The organism is Streptomyces sp. NPDC054770 (assembly GCF_053611985.1).
Genome location: NZ_JBSHBL010000044.1, coordinates 36474 through 54312 on the forward strand (window position 1 = coordinate 36474; position 17839 = coordinate 54312).

The window sequence follows — 17839 nt, forward strand, 5'->3', positions numbered from 1 at the left end:
CGGGGCCGCTTCGAGGCGCGTGGCCAACAAGCACCGGGTCCACAGGGCACAGGGCCCTGACGGCAGCCTGTCGCCGCGCCCCCCTTCTGCCCTTCGAAGAGTGGCGCGCCCGGCAGAGGAACCGACAGCGGGTCGCAGCCCTTCTCGTCTGTCCGGGCATGGTCCGTCAGCCCTTGCCGCCGGTGCCGCCCGCGCCGCCCATGCCACCGCTCTCACAGCCGAGCCCCAGGCAGATCCCGCCGGTGCCGCCCGTGCCGCCCCGGCCGCCGTCCCCGGTACCCACCGCAGTCCCGCCCGTGCCACCGGTACCGCCGCCCGCACTGTGACCGCAGATCCCGGCGCAGATCCCGCCCGCGCCGCCGGTACCGCCTTCACGACCGGGCGCACCGGGCACGCCGGTGCCGCCGCCCCCGCTGCCGTTGCACAGTCCGGCGCAGATCCCGCCCTGGCTGCCGTTGCTTCCGTTGACGGTCCCGTTGCAGTTGCCCGCACACACCCGGTCACCGATCCGCACACTGCCCCCGCCCGCCTCGACAGCGCCGAACCCGCTGCCACCGGACAGGCTTCCGCCGCCCGGCCGGGCGCTGCCTGCGGTCAACTGCCCGGCGGCCACTGCGGCCGTACGGTCCTGCGGCGCCGCCGTCGCGGCCGGTGCCAGCGCGCCGGCCGCCATACCGACGGTGAGCGCGGCCGAGACCGTGAGACCGAGACGGACCTTCCAAGAACGCGTACCCATGGCATTCCCCTTTCCAAAGAACTGTTTTCCGTACCGCAATTCCCGCTGCATCCAATAAACCCGGTCATGGGCCGTGCCGTCACGACCCGCGAACTCGGGGCTTGACAGGAATATCCCGGCCCGCACCGGAGCGGGCCGGGATATCGGGGAAATTTCCTCAGGATCCGATGAGGGAATTCAGACCCAGCAGAGCGGTCCAGTCCCCGTCGTGGAACTGCTTGCTCCAGGTGTCGAACTCCTTCCCGGAGATCTTGTACTTCTTGACGACGTCGGCCTTCTTCGCCTGTCCGGACTCCACGGTCAGCACGATCCGTATCCTGTCCATGCCCGTCAGGTCCGACCCGGGCTTGTCGGGCAGGTCACCGAACGCGAAGCAACCAGGCTTTCCCGGTTTTCCGGGCTCTCCCGGTCGGCCGGGTGCACCGCCCTGCCCGCCTTCCCCACCCCGGCCGCCCTCGCCGCCCTGACCGCAGTGGGACGAGGCAGCCGGAGCCGTCTGACTGATGCCTGTCGTGACGCCCGGCGCCGCCTGGGCGGCACACGCAGTGCCCGCCGCCAGGGCCAGCGAAGCCACCGCCAGGACGAGCGGACGCTGCCAGCGAGTTCTGGACATGGGGATTCTCCGTATTCCTTGATCGAGGTGGTGGTTCCGCGGGCGCTGCGCCGACCGTCCGGCACCGCGCACTGGTCAATGACGCCCTCGGGGGGCCGGGGGGGTGGGACGGAGGCCGCGCGGGCCTCCGCCCCACCAGGGCGAGACGGTCAGAAGATGCTGCCGCCGCCGGAGCCGCCGGCACCGCCCAAGCCACCGAAGAGGACGCCGAGCCCGCCTGCGCCGCCCTTGCCGCCGCTGCCGCCCTGGAAGACACCGAAGCCGCCGTTGCCGCCCCTGCCTCCGTTGCCGCCCTTGACAATGCCGTCGCCGCCGGAGCCGCCGGAGCCTGCGCTGCCGCCGAACAGGCCGCCGCCGCCATTGCCGCCCGAGCCGCCGTTGCCGCCGACGACACCGTCACCGCCACCGCCGCCACCGCCGCCCCCACCGCCGGACAGGATGCCGTCGCCTCCGTTGCCGCCCCTGCCACCGTCACCGCCGGTACCCAGCACGCTGCCGCCGCCGGAGCCGCCCGAGCCCCCACCGCCACCGATCAGGCCGCCGCCACCGGCACCCCCGTCACCACCGGCCCCGCCACCCTGGACGAAGCTCACGGCATGCGCCGCGGGCATCGGGGCGGCCACCGCGGCAGACACCGGAAGAACAACACCCCCGGTGACCACCACGGCCGAGGCCGCAAGCGCCGCGAGGCCGAAGCCCCGCCGACCGGAACGGACACCACTGCTGAAGCGAAAAATACGGGTCATGGACTCTCTCCTGTCGATACATGGGATTTCTCTACCTGCCCCGGAAAACCGATTCCGGACGATAATCAGTGAACCATTCACACCGGACCATCCGGCCAGGACAGCCTGCGGTTCCAGCAGAAAAAGAAAACCCTCACCGGGATTCCCGTCCCACCGGACTACCTCACTCACACTCCGGATTTCCCATCCGGCAAGGCCCGCACTTCAAGTAAGCCCCGCCGACACCACAGAGTCACGCTCCGACAGATCGTGACTTGACCCACCGGAACAAATCAGCTATTGAACTTGATTGAGTGATGTCGGTGCCGTTCGCCTGACAGCTGGGTGTCGGTACCGGTAGCCCTGGGATGTGAGGTACGCGCAGGGTGGCGGCTTGACCGACACCGAGAGGGAAGCCCGGGAGCGAGTGCGGCTGGATGCTGTGGCTCGGTTCGAAGCAGGGGACAGGAACAAGGCCATCGCCGCCACTCTGCGGGTGTCAGAAAGATCGGTGGAACGGTGGCGGCGGCAGTGGCGTGAGGGTGGGGTGGCTGGCGTCGCCTCGAAGGGGTCGCCCGGTAGGCCGAGGCTCGGTGCTGCCCAGGTCGCCAGGTTGGAGCGGGAGTTGGAGCGCGGACCGCTCGCACACGGCTGGGCTGACCAGCGATGGACCCTGGCGCGGGTCAAGAAACTGATCGGTCGGATCTTCCGTATCTCGTACACGGTGGAGGGCACGTGGCGACTGCTCAAGCGTCACAGCTGGTCGTGGCAGCAGCCCGCTCGCCGCGCGATCGAGCGTGACGATGACGAGGTGGAGCTGCGGAAGAAACAGGTCTGGCCGCGGGTAAGAGCACCGCGCCGGCATGCAACGGCTGGATCGTCTTCGAAGACGAGGCCGGCCAGTCGCTGACGCCGCCGCACGCCAGGACCTGGGGCCGAATCGGCCAGACCCCGGTGGTGCGCGTCAGAGGCCGAGGCTCGGGCCGGGTGTCCATGGTGGGCATGACTTGCTACAAGGCGGGTAAGCGGTCGCGGCTGATCTACGCAGTCCGCGAATACCGCGGACGCAAGAACCAGCCCAAGGGCTTCGGCTCGCGAGACTTTCGTGACCTGCTGGTCCGCGCCCGGATCCAGCTGGGTGGTCCGATCGTGCTGGTCTGGGACAACGTCCGCATTCACCTGACCGCAGACTTACGCGAGTTCTTCGCGGCGAACACCGACTGGCTCACGGTGTTCCAGCTACCTGCCTACGCCCCGGACCTGAACCCGCAGGACGGCGTGCGGTCCTTGGTCAAGCACGACCTCGGCAACCTCGGCGCCGCCGACCTGGAGCAGATCACCCGGACCGTGAAACGCAAGCTCAAGATGCTGCAGTATCGGCCCCAGCTGCTCGACGGCTGTCTCACCGGCACCGGTCTGGCCCTCGACGCGTGACCAGCTGGGAACCTGCCACCCGCACGCGTGATCAGTAGCATCGCGTCGCCTGGATGAGGTTCCCGCCCGACGAATCGAGTGAGCCCATGAGCGACGACGTCCTCTCTGTCATTCCGACCGACCCGCACTGGCAGCCCGAGCAGGCCGCGGCTGACCGTACTGCGTCGATCGTGGAGGACCTGGCCCCCGGGCTCCCCGGCGGCGTCGACGTCGAGATCGACGTCACCTGGCACGACACACTCACCGTTGTCGACTGTGGTCAGAATCTGCAGAAGATCGGTTGTCCCCACTGCGGCGCGTCGATCGACACCGAGTGGTGGGGCGACCTACTCGAAGCCCACTGCGACGACGGCTTCGCAACCCTCGCCGTGGTGGTCCCCTGCTGCGGCACCGCGACCTCGCTGGACGCACTGGACTACGACTGGCCCTGTGGCTTCGCTCGATTCGAGATCGCCATCTGGAACCCCGAGCGCGCCTGGTTCAGCGACGAGGAACTGAACGCCATCGGGGACGCACTCGGACATCCAGTGCAGCAAATCAGGGCCCACATCTGACACACCTCAGCCCGCGAGGCGACATCACGAGTTCAAGTTCAGTAGTCGATGCCCGCGGCTTTCGTGGCGTCGTAGTCCGCACCGGACAAGAGCTCGGGAAGGTGACATGCCGACGACGAGTGGGGCGGCCGTCGCGGCGGCCTCGGCGGTCACCGTGAGATGAGTGCAGAGGGCGGGCCGTCGGTGCCGCGGCGAGAGACCGACGACGACCGCGTGGTCATCGATCGAGCCCCGCATGACCCGCCCACCGCGGGGCCTGAGCCAAGCCCTCAGCCGTTCAACGTGATCGACAGTTTCGCACCCACCAGTCCGGTCGCGCCCTCCGTGGCCCAGGTCTTGTGCCAGGACTGCGGGTTCGGCTTGCCGTACATCCGGAAGTACCAGAGGGGGTCGCCGCCGCTGTGCGTGGACTTGCCCTGCGGCTGCTCGCGGGCGTAGTTCTCCATCGTGACGTAGTCGCTGCCGCTTTTCGCCACCACACCGGCGAAGTGGTAGGCGTAGTGCGGATCCTCGGTGCCCGCCTCGCGCGCCGCCCGGTTGGCCTTCCTGGCCTCTTCCTCCTGCGCCTCGTCGCCCTGCCCCATCACCATCATGACGCCGCCGGCCTTCGGGATCGGCGCGTGCTGGTTGATCTCCACATGGCGCAGCGCCTCTTCCATCCGGTCCGGGTCGCTCGCCATCAGGTCCTGGAAGGCGCGAGGCATCGACGACGTCAGCCGTTTGTAGGTCTCGACGTCTTCGTTCTCCAGGGCGTTCTCCATGTCGGCCGCGTAGTTCTGGCCGGGGGTGAGCACGTCCAGCGCCTTGCCCAGGGTGACCCAGTACTTGTTGGTGCCCCTGTTCTCCAGCGCGGACTGCCCGGTCACGAACGTGGCCATGTCGTTGCAGCGTTGTGGTACCCGGACCTCCAGGCCCTTGGTCTTCGGACCGTTCTTCTGCAACCGCGCCTTCGGCTGCACCTCGAAGAGCTGCACCTTGCGGCCGCCGCCGTCGAACTTCAGCGAACGGCCGGTCTTGGTCAGCGATATGCCCCTGCCCTTCGATCTGCCCGGCAGATCCTTGTTGGCGGCGGAGATCTTCGCGTCCGTGGCGAAGAAGGTCTTCGGCTCGGCCTTCGCCTCGGCGTACGGAACGGCGAGCGTGAAGTCGTCGGACACCCGCAGCGGGACCGCGCCCTCGTACACGTAGTGCGGGGTGGGCGGGTCGTGCTCGTCGAACCAGCTGCCCTGGTCGTTCTTCGTCTGCCGGGCGAAGTCCCAGTTGTCGGGCTGCTTGGTCGGGTAGCCGCCGTCGCCCGGACTGATCTCGACATACCGCTGCACGGAAGCCGCACTCGCCTGTACGGGAGCGGAGTCCGACATGGCATCCGCGCGGTCCGTCGCCGGTGTCGCGAGGTCGGGGCCGGCGCCCCGGGCGAGTTGGCGGCCGCTCTCGCCGGCCTCACGCTCGAAGGGGTCGTCGGGGTGGGAGACCCGTGCCCCGGACCCGTCGTCGCTGCCCGCCACCGGACCGGCCGCCTGCTGCTTGACGTGGGTGAGCTCGTGGTACATCGTCTCGTCGTCCGCACCCTGCGGACCGACGATGATGTCACTGCCGGTGGTATAGGCGCGGGCGCTGAGCTGCACCGCCGAGCGCTGGGCCACCGCGTCGGAGTGCACCCGGACATGGCCGAGGTCGATGCCGAGCCCACGCTCCGCGTGCTTCTGGATGCGTGGGTCCAGCGGACGGCCCGGCGAGCGCAGGGCGTCGGCGACCGTGTCCCGCTGGACGACGTCCTCCTCCGCGCCGTGCCCGCAGCCGGCCGTGTGCTGGTGCCGGTCGCGCTGGACGGCGCGGGCGAGCGCCGCATTGCCCGCCGTCGCCTGGAGGTACGCCAGTCGGTCCACCGCGGTCGGACGCAAGGTGGCCGGACGGAGAGAAGAGCCCGATTCCCCGTCGCGTTCGGGCCCCGTGTCTGAGCGTGCGTATGACTGCATGTACCGTCCTCTCGCCTCTTGTCGTTCTACCCGGGACCACCGCTGTGACTGAAGAGCCGCAGGGGCACTCCTGACGCACCAGGTCCCGTCCTGACGGCCAACACGACCGCGCTTTCGGGCAAGTGCTCCTGCCCGCATTTGCGGTCCCGGTCGCTGACCGGCGGCACGCCCCAGCCATGGACGGCCGGTGGCATCGGGGGTGCCTGGTCCTCTCCGGCGGAGTGCCGGCGCGTTGGTCCGTGGCCTACTTGCCGGCCGAGGGATGGCGTAGCTGTGCTGTCATCAGCATCGTCCCTGGGCGGACCGTCGCGCGTGCCACCGGCTGGACGGTCTGGCCGGGGGCGAGCGAGAACCGTACGCGCCGCACGATGGTGGCCACCGCGGTGATCAGTTCGGTGGTCGCGAACCTGTCTCCCAGGCACTTGTGCTTGCCGGCCCCGAAGGGGAGGAAGGCTCCCGGCGGTGGTGACTGGGACGCGTCCAGCCACCGGTCCGGATCGAACCGCAACGGCTCAGGGTAGAGGGCCGGGTCACGGTGCAGGGCATGCTGGCAGTAGGCGAGGTCCGTGCCGGCGGGAAGCGTCCACTGCCCGAGCGTGATCTCGGTGAGGGTACGCCGGGTCACGATCCAACCGGTGTGGTGGAGCCTCAGCGCCTCGGTGATGACCCGGTTCAGATAGGGCAGCCGCGTGATGTCGTCGAAGGCGATGGGACGGTCGCCGAGGACCACGTTCAACTCGTGCAGGACGCGGTCCTCGATGTCGGGCTGACGGGCGAGTTCGTACAGCACCCACGACAGCACACTCGCCGTCGTCTCCGTTCCCGCCACCGCGAGTGTGAGGATCTCGGAGGAGATCTGCGCATCACTCAGCGGTCGGCCGGTCGCCTCGTCCTCGGCCTCCAGCAGCGTGGACAGCATGTCGCCGCCGCGCTCTCCCCCGGCCCGCAGGTCGGCGACTGCCTCGTGGACGGTGGCCCGTACGGCGTCGCGGGCCTGGGCGAACCGCCGGTTCATCGGCAGCGGCAGGCGCGCGACCCAGTCGGGAAGCATGATGTGCATGCCCACGCTGTTCATCACGATGGCCAAGTTGCGGCGCAGCTGACGGAACGTTTCTCCAACGATGCTGCCGGAGAAGACGGTTTTCGTCAGCATGTCGAGTGACAGGCCGACCATCGCCTCGCGTACGTCGACGACCTGACCGCTGCTCCAGCCGTCGACGACGGCGGCCGTCTCGGTCCGCATGACGTCGACGTAGCGGACGATCTCGGTTCGGGCGAACGCGGGTTGGAGCTGGCGGCGCCTGCGCACATGGTCCGGCCCGCAGGCGGTGACCACGGACTCGCCCATGAGACCGCCCATCTTCTCGAAGAAGCGGCCCTTGTCGAGGCGAGGAGCGAGGTCGGTGAGCATGATCCGTATGAGTGCCGGGTCCTGCACCACGATGGTCCGCGAGCCCGGTTGGAGACTGATCTCGACCAGTGGGCCGTACTGGTCACGGAGGGAGGCGATGAAAGCGAGGTTGTCCTGGAGCAGTTGTGCAGTGTGCCCCAGGAAGGGAAGTGACCGGGCTGCCCTCGGGATCGGAGGAGGCGCTACGAGCGTCACAAGCCGTTCTCCCTTCGCGATGATCACAGCGCCTGTATGACTTCCCAGGAGTTGAATCACGCCAATCAGACCTTCACGTTTCCTTCGCGGCTTCCGCTCCGGTACCCCACGTCCCATAGGCAAGCGTGGAGTTCGGTCGGAACCCTCCCGGAATCGCGCAGTACGAAGGTTCGCCGCTCGGCAGTAGGCAGGCCCTCTTCCCACCGGGCAGCCCACGGGTGCCTGAGACTGGCTTGCTGCGTCGGCTGTCTCCGGGGGCCGCAGGCATCGTTCGGCAAGGATCAGTAGGGTCCTCGCCATGCGCGATGTGCGGGTGGTCTTGGTCGGCGGGACGTCGAACGTCGGGAAATCGACCGTTGCCCAAGCGGTGGCGGAGAAACTCAGGTTCGAGTGCCTGACTACTGACGGACTGGCCAGGCACCCCGGACGACCCTGGAGAACCCCGGAGCGGGAGGTGCCGGCCCATGTCGCCGAACACTACGGATCGCTCACGGTCGACGAACTGATCACGTCCGTACTCGGCCACTACGATCGGCTGTGGCCCCGCATCGAGGAGCTGATCACGGCCCATGCGGTCGAGGGCAGCGGCAGGACGGGCCTGGTCCTGGAGGGGTCGGCACTCTGGCCCGTGCGCGTCGCGAGGCTGCGGATCCCGCACACGGCCGCCGTGTGGCTCACCGCGGACGACACCGTGATACGCGCCCGCGTTCATGCAGCGGGCCGGTATGAGGCAGCCACAGACGAGGAACAGCACCTGATGGACAAGTTCCTGGCCCGTACAGAGTGCTACCAGACACTCATGATCGATGCCCTCGACAGGTTGGACATGGATCGCATCGACGCGGGTGATGGACGGTCCGCCGCAGAGCTGGCCGACGCGGTGCTGGCGGCAGTCGACGCGCAGAAGGCGGTGGGGCGGTCATCCGCCGGTCGGTGACAACTCACTCGTGCCGGCTCACCTATACGGAAGCGGCTGGCTCGAACCCCGGAGGGGGGAGCCAGTGTGGTGGTCAGGTGGGGAGGATGGGAGGGTGATTGCCTGTGACGAATGCTGACCTTGCTCGCCGTATCCATGCCGCCTCTCATCTGACCGGCCGGTTCACGCTCCGGTCGGGACGTACCGCCACGGAGTACTTCGACAAGTACCGGTTCGAGGCGGATCCCGTCCTGCTGGACGAGATCGCCCGGCTGATGGCCCCTCTGGTTCCGTCCGGCACAGAGGTGCTGGCCGGCCTGGAGATGGGCGGCATCCCCGTCGTGACCGCGCTCGGCCGACACACGGGCCTTCCTTGCGCGTTCGTGCGCAAGCAGGCCAAGCCGTACGGCACGTGCCGTCTGGCCGAGGGTGCGGAGGTTGCGGGCCGGAAGGTGCTGGTCGTCGAGGACGTCGTCACCAGCGGTGGGCAGATCGTGCTGTCGACCACGGACCTGCGGAACCTGGGCGCGCAGGTGGATGAGGCGCTGTGCGTGATCGACCGGGAGCAAGGCGGTGCCGAGGCCCTCAAGGCAGAGGGCATCAGCCTGTTGTCATTGCTGACGGCCGAAGACCTGCGGGCTGCTGCCGCGTCCTGACGCCGGGCCGTGTCCGGTCACCGGCCTGGGTCGGCGTCCGGAGCATGACCAGGCGGGGAGATCCGCCGGACGGGCAGTGGGCACAGCTGGAGCCGCTGCTGCCGGTGAGCGACAGCCCGTGCGGTCGGTGGTGGGACCACCGGCAAGTGGCCCAGGCGGCCGCCGACGCGGACGGCGCGATCGACTGGGACACCGGTGGACTCCACCGTGATGCAGGCCCCGCCAGCACGCTGCCGGGGCCTGTAGAACCCCGCCGCCGACGCCGAATTGCCCAGGAACACCTGAGCGCGGCGTACCAGTAACGCCAGCGATTGCTGAGCGTATCGAGCAGAGATAATCTATTGCATAGCAGATAGTCGCGAGGCTGCCACTCAGAGGGGCGGCCGATTGAATCGTTCGAGTATCAGCTGGAGGATCTCATGTCTGACCTTCTCGCCAAGCTTGTGGAGTTGACCGCAGTCAAGTCCGAGGACGCTGACGGGGAGGACAAGATAGTCATGAGCAGGGTCGACGGCGTCCAGTTCTTTCCCGATCACGGAACGATATCGATCCATCAAGGAGACACGGAGGATCTGGATATCTTCCTGCCGATCTCCGACAGTGACGTCCAAGTGGCGCTGCACGCAGCACATCCGGGTTCTGGTCTGCCGCCGTCTTTCCTGGGATCAGTGTTCATCAGAGCCGACGAAGCCGGCCACGGAGAGATACAACAGCAATTCACCGGAGCCGGAGCTCTGTACAACCTGAAATACACGGTGAGCTGAGGCCGAAAAAGTTCGCGCCCCAGGGCGACCCCTTCACCCGCGTGTGTTGCCCGGCTCGATGGCCACCGCAGCAGGCGGAGGCTTCACGCTGGAGTTCCAGGTCACCGACGTGGACGCACGCCACGAACGGCTGCCGGCCCGGGGCGTTGAGATCCTCAAGCCGCCGACAACCCAGCCCTGGGGCCAGGTGGCGGTCCGGTTCACCTGGGGGGCTCGGTCGTCCTCGGGGCCTCTTCGACGATGCGGGTCAGGAGTCGGTCGAGTACCTGCAGCTCTTCCTCGCTGAGCACGCCGTACACCTCCGTCATCGTGCGCCGGACGGCGGCGTCGGCGGTCTTGAGGCGTGCGCGGCCGAGATCGGTGAGGTTGACGGCGTGGGCGCGCCGGTCGGTCTCGTTGCGGCGCCGTTCGACGAGACCCCGCTGCTCGAGGTCGTCGATCTGACGTCCCATCCCTGAGCGGTCGAGCCCGACGCGGTTCACCAGCTCGGTCTGGGTCAGCGGCTGGTCGGCGGCGAGGGACAGCAGCACGCTGTACTGCCGCGGTGTGAGCTCGTACTCGCTCAGCGCGTCGGCGAAGTTGCGGTCGGAGATGCGCCACGCGAGGAACAGCGACATCCCGACGTGGACACCGTGGGCGGTGGCCAGCGCGCGCCTGCTGCTTGCCCGGAGGTCGCTGGAATCCCTGATCACATCGCCTGATGCTACCCGGTCGCCATTTACTCCCAGATGCTACAGTCCCATCTGGGAGCAGTTAGTCAGGGTCGCGGCGTCGCGAGTCGCCGAGCCCGCCGTGAAAGGACTGAGAACGAATGGGCCGACTTGAGTCGAAGGTCGCTGTCGTCACCGGTGGAGCACTCGGGATGGGGGCCTCCCATGTGCGGACCTTCGTCGCCGAGGGCGCGCGCGTGGTGATCGCCGACATCCTGGAGACGGAGGGCCGTGCGCTCGCCGCCGAGCTCGGCGATGCCGCTCGCTTCGTCCGTCTGGATGTGACCGACCCGGAGCAGTGGGCCGCGCTGGTCGCAGAGACCGAGCGCGAGTTCGGGACGATCACTGTGCTCGTGAACAACGCCGGTGTCGCGGGGCCCTTCCTCCCCGCCGCGGAGCTCTCGATCGCCGACTACCGCCGCACGGTGGACGTCGACCTGAACGGCACCTTCTACGGAATGCACGCCGTCATTCCGGGCATGGTGGCGGCAGGCGGCGGGTCGATCGTGAACATCTCCTCCACGGCCGGGTTCCAGGGCAGGACCCCGAATGTCGCGTATTCGGCGTCGAAGTTCGGTGTGCGGGGTCTCGCGCGGGCTGCGGCCAAGGACTACGCGGCCGCGGGCGTTCGTGTGAACTGCGTCTGCCCGGGCATTGTGCGCACCCCGCTCCTGGAGGCCACGTGGGACGAGGACGCCCAGGCGCAGGAACGCCTGCGCGTGCCGATGGACCGCTTCGCGGATTCCGCGGAGCTCTCCGCCGCGGTGCTGTTCCTCGCCTCCGACGAGGCGTCGTACGTGACCGGCACCGACCTGTTGGTCGACGGTGGAATGACTGCCTGATGGCGCCGGCGCGGGGCCGTCCCCTGTTGAGGGGGCGGCCCCGTACCGGTTCTCCTCGTCCGGGACCTACTCGATGTTGATCTTGAAGGTGCTGGTCGTGTTGCGGATGTCCTGGGCGTTGCCGCTCATCCGCAGGTTGCGGAAGGTGGCTTCGCCGACCGCGGGGCCCTGGCCGGGTTCGGGGAGTTCGTTGGCCCAGATACCGAAGCCGGACTTGGCGTCGAAGGTGTCGCCGCTCTTCTTGCTGTTGGTGATGGAGATGTCGGTGAAGATCGTGTCCTTCACCGGGAACTGGGGTTGGCCTCCGACGTAGTTGGTCTGGAACATGACGCCTCCGTAGGTGGAGTCGTCGATGTCGACGTCGTTGACCCTGATGCCCTGGAAGACCTTCGAGGCGGAGAACGCCCAGATGGCGGGGAAGACCTGGGAGCCCCAGAAGTGGCCGCCCGTCCGGTCCAGGGAGACGTTCTCGATCGTGGTGGGATCGGTGCCGAAGCCGTTCATCGGGTAGCCGAAGTCCAGCGAGGAGATCGTGATGCCGGAGTAGACGAGGGTGTCGGCGACGCGGATGTTGCGGAAGGTGTTGTCGTAGCCGCCGTAGACGGCGATGCCCGCCGCGCGCCAGGTGAGGGTGGAGGTCAGGTTCTCGTAGAGGTTGTTCTTCTCGTCGGCGCCGCCGGCGTCGATGGCCGAGAAGAGGGCGAAGCTGTCGTCGCCCGTGGCGCGGGCGTCGTTGTTGACCACGTGGTTGTCCGTGGAGCCGTTCGTCATGTTGATGCCGTCGGCGAACGTGTCACGGATGCGGGAGTTCTCGATGGTCATGTTGTCGGTGTTGGCGCCCCAGTAGAGGCACACCATGTGTTCGGCCCAGATGTTGTCGATGGTGATGTTCGAGACGTTGGAGAAGTCGAACACCTTGCCCGGACCGTCGATACGGGACGTGTAGTTGCCGAAGTAGGCGAAGCCCGCGAACGTCGAGCCGTTGGCCGTGGATTCGGCGCGGAAGCCGATGTCGGTGTTCTCCTGGGAGGCGGGGGCGTGGAAGCGGGTGAACCACGGCCCGGCGCCTACGACCTTGACCGCCTTGCCGTAGACCTGGAACTTGCTGGAGGTGTCGTAGTCACCGGCGGGCAGGTAGACGCCGACGAGCTTGCCCGTGGTGTCCATGCGGACCTTGTCGAGGGCGTTCTGCACGTCCTGCTGGGTGAAGCCGGCCGGGACCGTGTACGCGGCCGGGTCCGGGTTCGGGATCGCCGTCGCCTGTTCGGTGTTGACGAAGTCGATGGCGTAGTAGGCGGCGGTGTTGGCCGCGTCCTTCTGGAGGCGGATCTTCGAGCCGGCCGGGACGGTCCTGCCGAGCAGGAGGTTCGCCTCGTCGTAGATGTGGCGTGGGGCGCCGGAGCCGGGTGAGTTGCCGGGGGCGGTCTCGTTGCCGTACAGCCAGGCGTACTTGGAGGTGAGGTCGATCGCCTTGAGGAACTGGCCGTCCACGTAGACGTCGAGGGTGGCGTCACTGCCGTCCGGGATGGAGAAGCGGGTGACCAGGGTGTCGGTCGCGGCGCGGGTGGTCCACTCGACGTACTCGCCGGTGGCGTCGAGGTTCACCGCCTTGCGGCCGCTGGCCTCGCCGGCGATGTCGCCGATGGTGCGGTTCGGTCCGACGACCTTGGCGCCGCCGCCGACCGTGCCGTCCTCGGCCTCATACATGTCGTACGGCATGTCGGCGCCGCGGCCGACGAACAGGGGCTGTGTGGTGGTGTTGTTGGTGCGCTTGACCGGCAGTTCGTTGGCGTCGTCGGCGATGACCGTCTTGACGGTGTACTTGCCGTTGACGGCCGTCCAGGAGCCGAGGCTGATCGGTGCGGTCGTCTGGCCGGCGGCGATGGTGCCGCTGTAGGAGCCGGTGAGTGTCTTGACGGTGGCGCCGTTCGCGTCCTGGACCGTCAGCGTGACGCCGTGGGCGCCGGAGGCGGAGTCCACCGTCCCCTGGTTCTTGAGGGCGACGGTGAAGGCGACATTGTCGCCGGCCGAGGCGCTGGAGGGGGTCCAGGCGACCGGTGCGGCGACCAGGTCGGAACTGGAGACGGGCTTGACGACGAGGGCGTCTGAGCGGGTGAAGGTGTTGTTGCCCTCGTTCTGCTCGATGACCTTGTTGGACGGGTCGACCTCGGCGCCGAGCGGGTAGCTGCCCGCGTCCCGGGTGCCGATGCTCGCCGTGACCGTCGCCGAGCCACCGGCGGCGAGGGCGGGGACGTCGGCCGTGGCGGCCTTGGTGCCGCCGAGGGTGAAGTTGAGGTCGGTGGCCTTGGACGCCTTGCTGCCGCTGTTGGTGACGGTCGCGGAGAGGCTGATGGCGTCCGACTCGACGGGGGCGGCGGGTGAGTTGGTGATGCCGGTGACCTTGAGGTCCGGGTTGGCGGCCGGGGTGCCGATCACCTGGAGCTCGCCGACCTGTCCGCCCGGGGCGCCGGTGTTGGAGGCGAACTTGAGCTGGATGTCGGCGGCTGCGCCGGAGACCGGGATGGTCACGGTGTTGCCGGTGGCCGGGTTGAAGGTGTAGTCCTTCGCCGCGGCGAGGCTGGTGAAGTCGGTCGCGTCCTGGTCGCGGCCGAGCACCTGGATGTTCTGGGTGCGGGTGGACCAGGCCGGGTCCGGGTTGAGTTTGACGACGACCTGGCTGAGGTCGGCGTTGGCGCCCAGCTTGGTGGTGAGGGTGGCCGGGTAGGCGCCGCCCGCGCTCTCCCAGTAGGTGCCGATCTGCCCGTCGTTGGCGTTCGCGGCGACGTAGGTGAAGGTGTACGAGGAGGCCTCGATGGGCTTGCCCTGGGCGAGGTCGGAGCCGCCGCCGGAGCCGGGCCGGGTGACGCTGTTGCTCGCGACCGACACGTTCCCGGCGGCGTCCTTCGCCTTCACGTAGTAGGTGACCGTGGCCGTCGCCGACGGGGTGTCGGTGTACGTCGTCACGTCGCCCGCCACGCTCTTGACCAGCTGGTCGTTGGCGTAGACGTCGTAGCCGGTGACCTGGACGTTGTCGCTCGACGCCTGCCACGTCAGCTTCACGTCGCTGCCGGACTGCGTGTAGGCGAGGTTGCCGGGGGCCGTGGGGGCCTGGGTGTCGCCGCTGGCTCCCTTGCGGGTGACGCTGTTGCTGTTGGCGGAGACGTTGCCCGCGGCGTCCTTGGCCCGCACGAAGTACGTGATGTCGGTGCCGGCCGGCTGGGTGTCGGTGTAGGTCAGGACGTTCCCGGCGACGCTCGCCCGCAACTGGCCGTTGGCGTAGATGTCGTAGCCGGTCACGCCCGTGTCGTCAGTGGCCGCGTTCCAGGTCAGCTTGATCTGTCCGGTGGCCGGCTCGGTGTAGGCCAGGTTGGACGGCGCGCTGGGCGCCTGGGTGTCGCCGGTGGCCGGTCCGTAGACCTCCAGCTCGGACGCCTGCCCGGCGGGCCAGCCGTCGTTGGCGGTGAACAGCGCCCGCACGTACCGCGTCGTGGTCGCGTCGAAGGAGATCGTCGTCGACTGGTCGTTGGAACTGTTGAAGGCGTACGCCTTCGACGCCGTGAGGTCGGTGAAGTTCTGGTTGTCGGTGGACCCCTGGATCTTCAGCGTCTGGTTGCGGCTCGGCCAGCCGCTGGGCAGCCGCAGCGTCACCTGGTTCACCTTGACCGATGAACCGAGGTCGACCTGGAGCCACTGCGGGAAGGCGTTGTTGGTGCTCTCCCAGTAGGTGTTGCGGTCGCCGTCACCGGCGTTGGCCGCGCCGTAGACGTCGGCGTGCCCGCTCTCGCTGAAGGGTTTGCCCAGGGCGAGGTTGGGGGTCGAGGCGGCGGTCGTGAGGACCTGCAGCTCGGCGAGCTGGGCGGTGCCGGCGACCGAGTTGGCGCTGAAGTCGGCCCGTACGTACCGGGTGAGGGTCGCCGGGACGGAGACCCTCACGGTGTTGTCGTCGGCGGGGCCGAAGACGTACTGCGCCGACGACTTGAGCGTGGCAAAGGTCTTGCCGTCGGGGCTGCCCTGGAGCGCCAGCGTCTGTTTGCGGGTCTGCCAGTGCTCGGGCAGCCGCAGCACGATCTCGCGGACCCGCTCGGTCCGTCCGAGGTCGGTCTGGACCCACTGGGCCGACTTCTTTCCGGCCTGCCAGTAGGTGTCGGTGTCGCCGTCGGTGACGTTGACGGCCGCGTGTGCGGCGCGGGCACTGCCTGCCGTGGTCCTGGCGTCCGCGGCGGCGTTGGGGCCGCCTGCCGCGTGTGCGCCGACGGCGGGCAGGCCCAGAACCATGACGGCGGAGGCGAGCGCAGCGGTCGCCGCGCGCCGTCTCCAGGATCTCGGCTTGTGTCGAGTCATGCGGGGTCACTTCCTGCGGAGGCTCGCGCGCCGGTGGGGGCGGCGAGGGCGGCTCGTTCCTGGCGGAGTGGTGCAGAAAGGTGTGGTGCAGAGAGGCGTGGTGGATGGGGAAGTCGATGCGCAGAATCTTGCACAGTTTCATCGAAATATTACAGAGCGCTGTGAGTGCGTCTACTGCCAGGACTGCACAAATTTCACCAGTAGCACCCACACCCCGACGCCGGGGGCGGCGCGAGCGCCCCTTTCGAAGCCCGCGAGCGGCCAAAGTGCGGACACCGGAGGGCACTTGAGGTGGGTACGCATGGCTGGGCCCCCGCACAGGCCATGCGACGCACTTGCGCCTCAGAGCGCAAGCAAACGCAATGAGCGCAAGTTCTTGCGTAAACGCCGAACGCCCCCCGACCTCAGTGGGTCGGGGGGCGTTCGGTTTGCTGTCGGCTGTGTGCCGGTCAGCCGCGGGGACGCTCGAAGGTCAGGAGCAGGCCCTCGACGGCTCCGGGACCTATGCGGCCCTTGACGTCGGCGGAGGTGATGGCCTTGAGGAACCAGCCGTCCTCGGCGTGCTTGTTGAGAACCTTCTCCAGTTTGTCGCTGTCCAGTGCGTCGCCGATCAGCGACTCCCGGAAGGTGACGACCTTGTATTCGTAGGCGTAGGCACTGCTCATGACTGCGGGGTCCTCCTGCCGGCGGAGCCGGGTCGGGATGGGATTGGCCAGGGTCAGACAATCATCCCCGGGGGCCTCGGCGCATCGCCGGCCTCCGTTTTGTCGTTCAGGGGCGGTCCACGCGGAAGTGGTAGCAGCCGTACTCGACGGCTCGCACGTGTACTTGGGCGGTCCGCGGGTCGGCGAAGGCCTCGGCCAGCGCGTGCGCGAAGGCCGCCTGGGCGTCGTCGGGAAGCTCCAGCATGCGACCGCCCGTGATGTGCCCTCGGTTGTCGTATCGACGCAGGACGCGCAGGGCGCCGGGGCGGGCCCATGGGTAGCCGGGGTCCCCTCCGGCCGGGCCGCCGCAGTCTTCGGCGTGGACGAAGACCGGCCCCTGTTCGTCGTAGGCCCCGGGATCGACGCCGGTCTGCGCCGCCCAACGGCGCAGCGGGGCGTAGGAGATCAGGGCGATCCGCTCTCCCGCGGTACTGGATCGCAGGCAGCAGCGCAGTGGCGCGTCGCCTTCGTCGTCGGCGTACGGCCGTGGCGGATTCCCGGCGTCGTCACGAACGCGGAGTTCCTTGAGGACCGCGGAATGGATCGGCAGCGGAGGAAAGGTGGTGGTCATGCCGTTCAGCGTGGCCCGCCACGGTCCGGGTCGCCGGCGGGTAACGGACTCCGCTGTTCGCCCGGCCCGCCCGTCACCGGGCCTGCCGGCGGAGGGCCAGGACCGCGAGCAGGGGCAGGGCGATCTGGGGGATCCGGTCCGCTAGGTGCGGGTCCTCCGTCTCGCCCGGCGTCTGCGTCTCGAACTCCCGGGTCGGGTGGCCGAAGTGGACGTACGACACCCGGCGTGCTGTGGCGGGGCGCTGTTGCGGGTGCCCGGCCCGGCTGACGTAGGGCCGGAGCAGTTCCCATGCCTTCTCGTCGAGTTCCTTGAGCTCGGCGGCGGTGACGAAGATCGTGGCGTCCCCCAGGGGCGCCGCCTCCTGCCAGTCCGCCGGTTCGTTGTGCCGGTTCTCCAGCCAGCGGGTCGCCTCGGTGAAGTAGCGCTCGACGATCGCGAGGCTGAGCGCGGTGGCGGCTTCCTGCACCTCGGGGTCCGTCGCGCAGCCGGGCCAGGAGGTGAAGGCCGCCGTCGCCCGCCAGGGCTTCTCCCGGCCCTGCCCTTCGTCCGTCGGCTCGGCGGCCCTGGTGGCCGTCACGGCGCCTTCTCCAAAGAAACCTTTGCAACGACACCCGACGTTACTAACGGTTTGTGTTCTTTTGCTCACTTTTACCCCTTCGGTGAGCAGGGTATTTGTGTTACTCATGAGGTG

At 68.5% G+C, this 17839-nt stretch carries 17 protein-coding genes; 7 read left to right on the forward strand and 10 right to left on the reverse strand.

Going from position 1 to position 17839, the window contains the following annotated elements:
• Positions 1 to 166: 166 nt before the first annotated feature.
• The 3 genes from ACWGKQ_RS31905 to ACWGKQ_RS31915 all read right to left on the reverse strand — a co-directional run bounded on the left by ACWGKQ_RS31905 (position 167) and on the right by ACWGKQ_RS31915 (position 2095).
• Positions 167 to 736: a hypothetical protein gene (locus ACWGKQ_RS31905; protein WP_453295473.1), complete on the reverse strand. Its 570-nt coding sequence runs from the start codon at positions 734 to 736 to the stop codon at positions 167 to 169.
• Between the two features lie 157 nt (positions 737 to 893).
• Positions 894 to 1349, reverse strand: a complete 456-nt coding sequence (locus tag ACWGKQ_RS31910) for a hypothetical protein (RefSeq protein ID WP_453295474.1) — start codon at positions 1347 to 1349, stop codon at positions 894 to 896.
• Positions 1350 to 1498: 149 nt separating this feature from the next.
• Entirely contained in the window at positions 1499 to 2095 is a 597-nt protein-coding gene (locus ACWGKQ_RS31915; RefSeq protein ID WP_453295475.1) for a hypothetical protein, read from the reverse strand.
• Between the two features lie 349 nt (positions 2096 to 2444).
• On the opposite strand from ACWGKQ_RS31915, the gene ACWGKQ_RS31920 reads away from it, so the two are divergent.
• Both ACWGKQ_RS31920 and ACWGKQ_RS31925 read left to right on the forward strand, forming a co-directional pair.
• Positions 2445 to 3508 (forward strand): IS630 family transposase gene (locus ACWGKQ_RS31920; protein ID WP_453295476.1). Its coding sequence is split into 2 segments (ribosomal slippage): positions 2445 to 2892 and positions 2892 to 3508, totalling 1065 coding nucleotides; the frame shifts between segments, so codons are not numbered across the junction.
• Between the two features lie 86 nt (positions 3509 to 3594).
• Positions 3595 to 4062, forward strand: coding sequence for a hypothetical protein (locus ACWGKQ_RS31925; protein ID WP_356145419.1), 468 nt, complete (start codon positions 3595 to 3597; stop codon positions 4060 to 4062).
• 269 nt (positions 4063 to 4331) lie between these two features.
• Here ACWGKQ_RS31925 and ACWGKQ_RS31930 read toward each other — a convergent pair whose 3' ends face one another.
• Both ACWGKQ_RS31930 and ACWGKQ_RS31935 read right to left on the reverse strand, forming a co-directional pair.
• Positions 4332 to 5948, reverse strand: coding sequence for an eCIS core domain-containing protein (locus tag ACWGKQ_RS31930; protein WP_453295477.1), 1617 nt, complete (start codon positions 5946 to 5948; stop codon positions 4332 to 4334).
• A 334-nt stretch (positions 5949 to 6282) separates the two neighbouring features.
• Positions 6283 to 7644, reverse strand: coding sequence for a cytochrome P450 (locus ACWGKQ_RS31935; protein ID WP_453295478.1), 1362 nt, complete (start codon positions 7642 to 7644; stop codon positions 6283 to 6285).
• A 298-nt stretch (positions 7645 to 7942) separates the two neighbouring features.
• Between ACWGKQ_RS31935 and ACWGKQ_RS31940 the strand changes: the two genes are divergently transcribed.
• The 4 genes from ACWGKQ_RS31940 (at position 7943) to ACWGKQ_RS31955 (ending at position 10266) form a co-directional block, all read left to right on the forward strand.
• Positions 7943 to 8581 carry a hypothetical protein gene (locus ACWGKQ_RS31940; RefSeq protein WP_453295479.1) on the forward strand — a complete coding sequence of 213 codons (639 nt, stop codon included), beginning with the start codon at positions 7943 to 7945 and terminating at the stop codon, positions 8579 to 8581.
• Positions 8582 to 8685: 104 nt separating this feature from the next.
• Positions 8686 to 9216 (forward strand): orotate phosphoribosyltransferase, encoded by a 531-nt coding sequence (pyrE, locus tag ACWGKQ_RS31945; protein ID WP_453295480.1) that lies wholly within the window; start codon positions 8686 to 8688, stop codon positions 9214 to 9216.
• A gap of 419 nt (positions 9217 to 9635) precedes the next feature.
• Positions 9636 to 9980: a hypothetical protein gene (locus tag ACWGKQ_RS31950; protein WP_453295481.1), complete on the forward strand. Its 345-nt coding sequence runs from the start codon at positions 9636 to 9638 to the stop codon at positions 9978 to 9980.
• 58 nt (positions 9981 to 10038) lie between these two features.
• Positions 10039 to 10266 (forward strand): VOC family protein, encoded by a 228-nt coding sequence (locus tag ACWGKQ_RS31955; RefSeq protein WP_453295482.1) that lies wholly within the window; start codon positions 10039 to 10041, stop codon positions 10264 to 10266.
• Here the strand turns inward: ACWGKQ_RS31955 and ACWGKQ_RS31960 are convergent.
• Positions 10181 to 10672: a MarR family winged helix-turn-helix transcriptional regulator gene (locus ACWGKQ_RS31960; protein WP_453295483.1), complete on the reverse strand. Its 492-nt coding sequence runs from the start codon at positions 10670 to 10672 to the stop codon at positions 10181 to 10183. The genes ACWGKQ_RS31955 and ACWGKQ_RS31960 overlap by 86 nt on opposite strands.
• A 119-nt stretch (positions 10673 to 10791) precedes the next feature.
• Here ACWGKQ_RS31960 and ACWGKQ_RS31965 point away from each other — a divergent pair, with 119 nt between their 5' ends.
• Positions 10792 to 11532: an SDR family NAD(P)-dependent oxidoreductase gene (locus tag ACWGKQ_RS31965; protein WP_453295484.1), complete on the forward strand. Its 741-nt coding sequence runs from the start codon at positions 10792 to 10794 to the stop codon at positions 11530 to 11532.
• A gap of 66 nt (positions 11533 to 11598) precedes the next feature.
• On the opposite strand, the gene ACWGKQ_RS31970 is transcribed toward ACWGKQ_RS31965, so the two are convergent.
• From ACWGKQ_RS31970 to ACWGKQ_RS31985, 4 genes are all read right to left on the reverse strand, one after another.
• On the reverse strand, positions 11599 to 15873 hold the full coding sequence (locus ACWGKQ_RS31970) for a discoidin domain-containing protein (RefSeq protein WP_453295485.1): 4275 nt from the start codon (positions 15871 to 15873) through the stop codon (positions 11599 to 11601).
• A 449-nt stretch (positions 15874 to 16322) separates the two neighbouring features.
• Positions 16323 to 16538 (reverse strand): DUF4177 domain-containing protein, encoded by a 216-nt coding sequence (locus tag ACWGKQ_RS31975; RefSeq protein WP_189261894.1) that lies wholly within the window; start codon positions 16536 to 16538, stop codon positions 16323 to 16325.
• Positions 16539 to 16644: 106 nt separating this feature from the next.
• On the reverse strand, positions 16645 to 17148 hold the full coding sequence (locus tag ACWGKQ_RS31980) for a DUF1203 domain-containing protein (RefSeq protein ID WP_453295486.1): 504 nt from the start codon (positions 17146 to 17148) through the stop codon (positions 16645 to 16647).
• Positions 17149 to 17221: 73 nt separating this feature from the next.
• Positions 17222 to 17725: a hypothetical protein gene (locus tag ACWGKQ_RS31985; RefSeq protein ID WP_453295487.1), complete on the reverse strand. Its 504-nt coding sequence runs from the start codon at positions 17723 to 17725 to the stop codon at positions 17222 to 17224.
• Positions 17726 to 17839: the final 114 nt, after the last annotated feature.

Bases quoted from the DNA above. Each gene is read 5' to 3' on its own strand.
- ACWGKQ_RS31905 (WP_453295473.1), bottom strand. From the start codon at position 736: ATGGGTACGCGTTCTTGGAAGGTCCGTCTCGGTCTCACGGTCTCGGCC.
- ACWGKQ_RS31910 (WP_453295474.1), bottom strand. From the start codon at position 1,349: ATGTCCAGAACTCGCTGGCAGCGTCCGCTCGTCCTGGCGGTGGCTTCG.
- ACWGKQ_RS31915 (WP_453295475.1), bottom strand. From the start codon at position 2,095: ATGACCCGTATTTTTCGCTTCAGCAGTGGTGTCCGTTCCGGTCGGCGG.
- ACWGKQ_RS31925 (WP_356145419.1), top strand. From the start codon at position 3,595: ATGAGCGACGACGTCCTCTCTGTCATTCCGACCGACCCGCACTGGCAG.
- ACWGKQ_RS31940 (WP_453295479.1), top strand. From the start codon at position 7,943: ATGCGCGATGTGCGGGTGGTCTTGGTCGGCGGGACGTCGAACGTCGGG.
- ACWGKQ_RS31950 (WP_453295481.1), top strand. From the start codon at position 9,636: ATGTCTGACCTTCTCGCCAAGCTTGTGGAGTTGACCGCAGTCAAGTCC.
- ACWGKQ_RS31955 (WP_453295482.1), top strand. From the start codon at position 10,039: ATGGCCACCGCAGCAGGCGGAGGCTTCACGCTGGAGTTCCAGGTCACC.
- ACWGKQ_RS31965 (WP_453295484.1), top strand. From the start codon at position 10,792: ATGGGCCGACTTGAGTCGAAGGTCGCTGTCGTCACCGGTGGAGCACTC.
- ACWGKQ_RS31970 (WP_453295485.1), bottom strand. From the start codon at position 15,873: ATGACTCGACACAAGCCGAGATCCTGGAGACGGCGCGCGGCGACCGCT.
- ACWGKQ_RS31975 (WP_189261894.1), bottom strand. From the start codon at position 16,538: ATGAGCAGTGCCTACGCCTACGAATACAAGGTCGTCACCTTCCGGGAG.
- ACWGKQ_RS31980 (WP_453295486.1), bottom strand. From the start codon at position 17,148: ATGACCACCACCTTTCCTCCGCTGCCGATCCATTCCGCGGTCCTCAAG.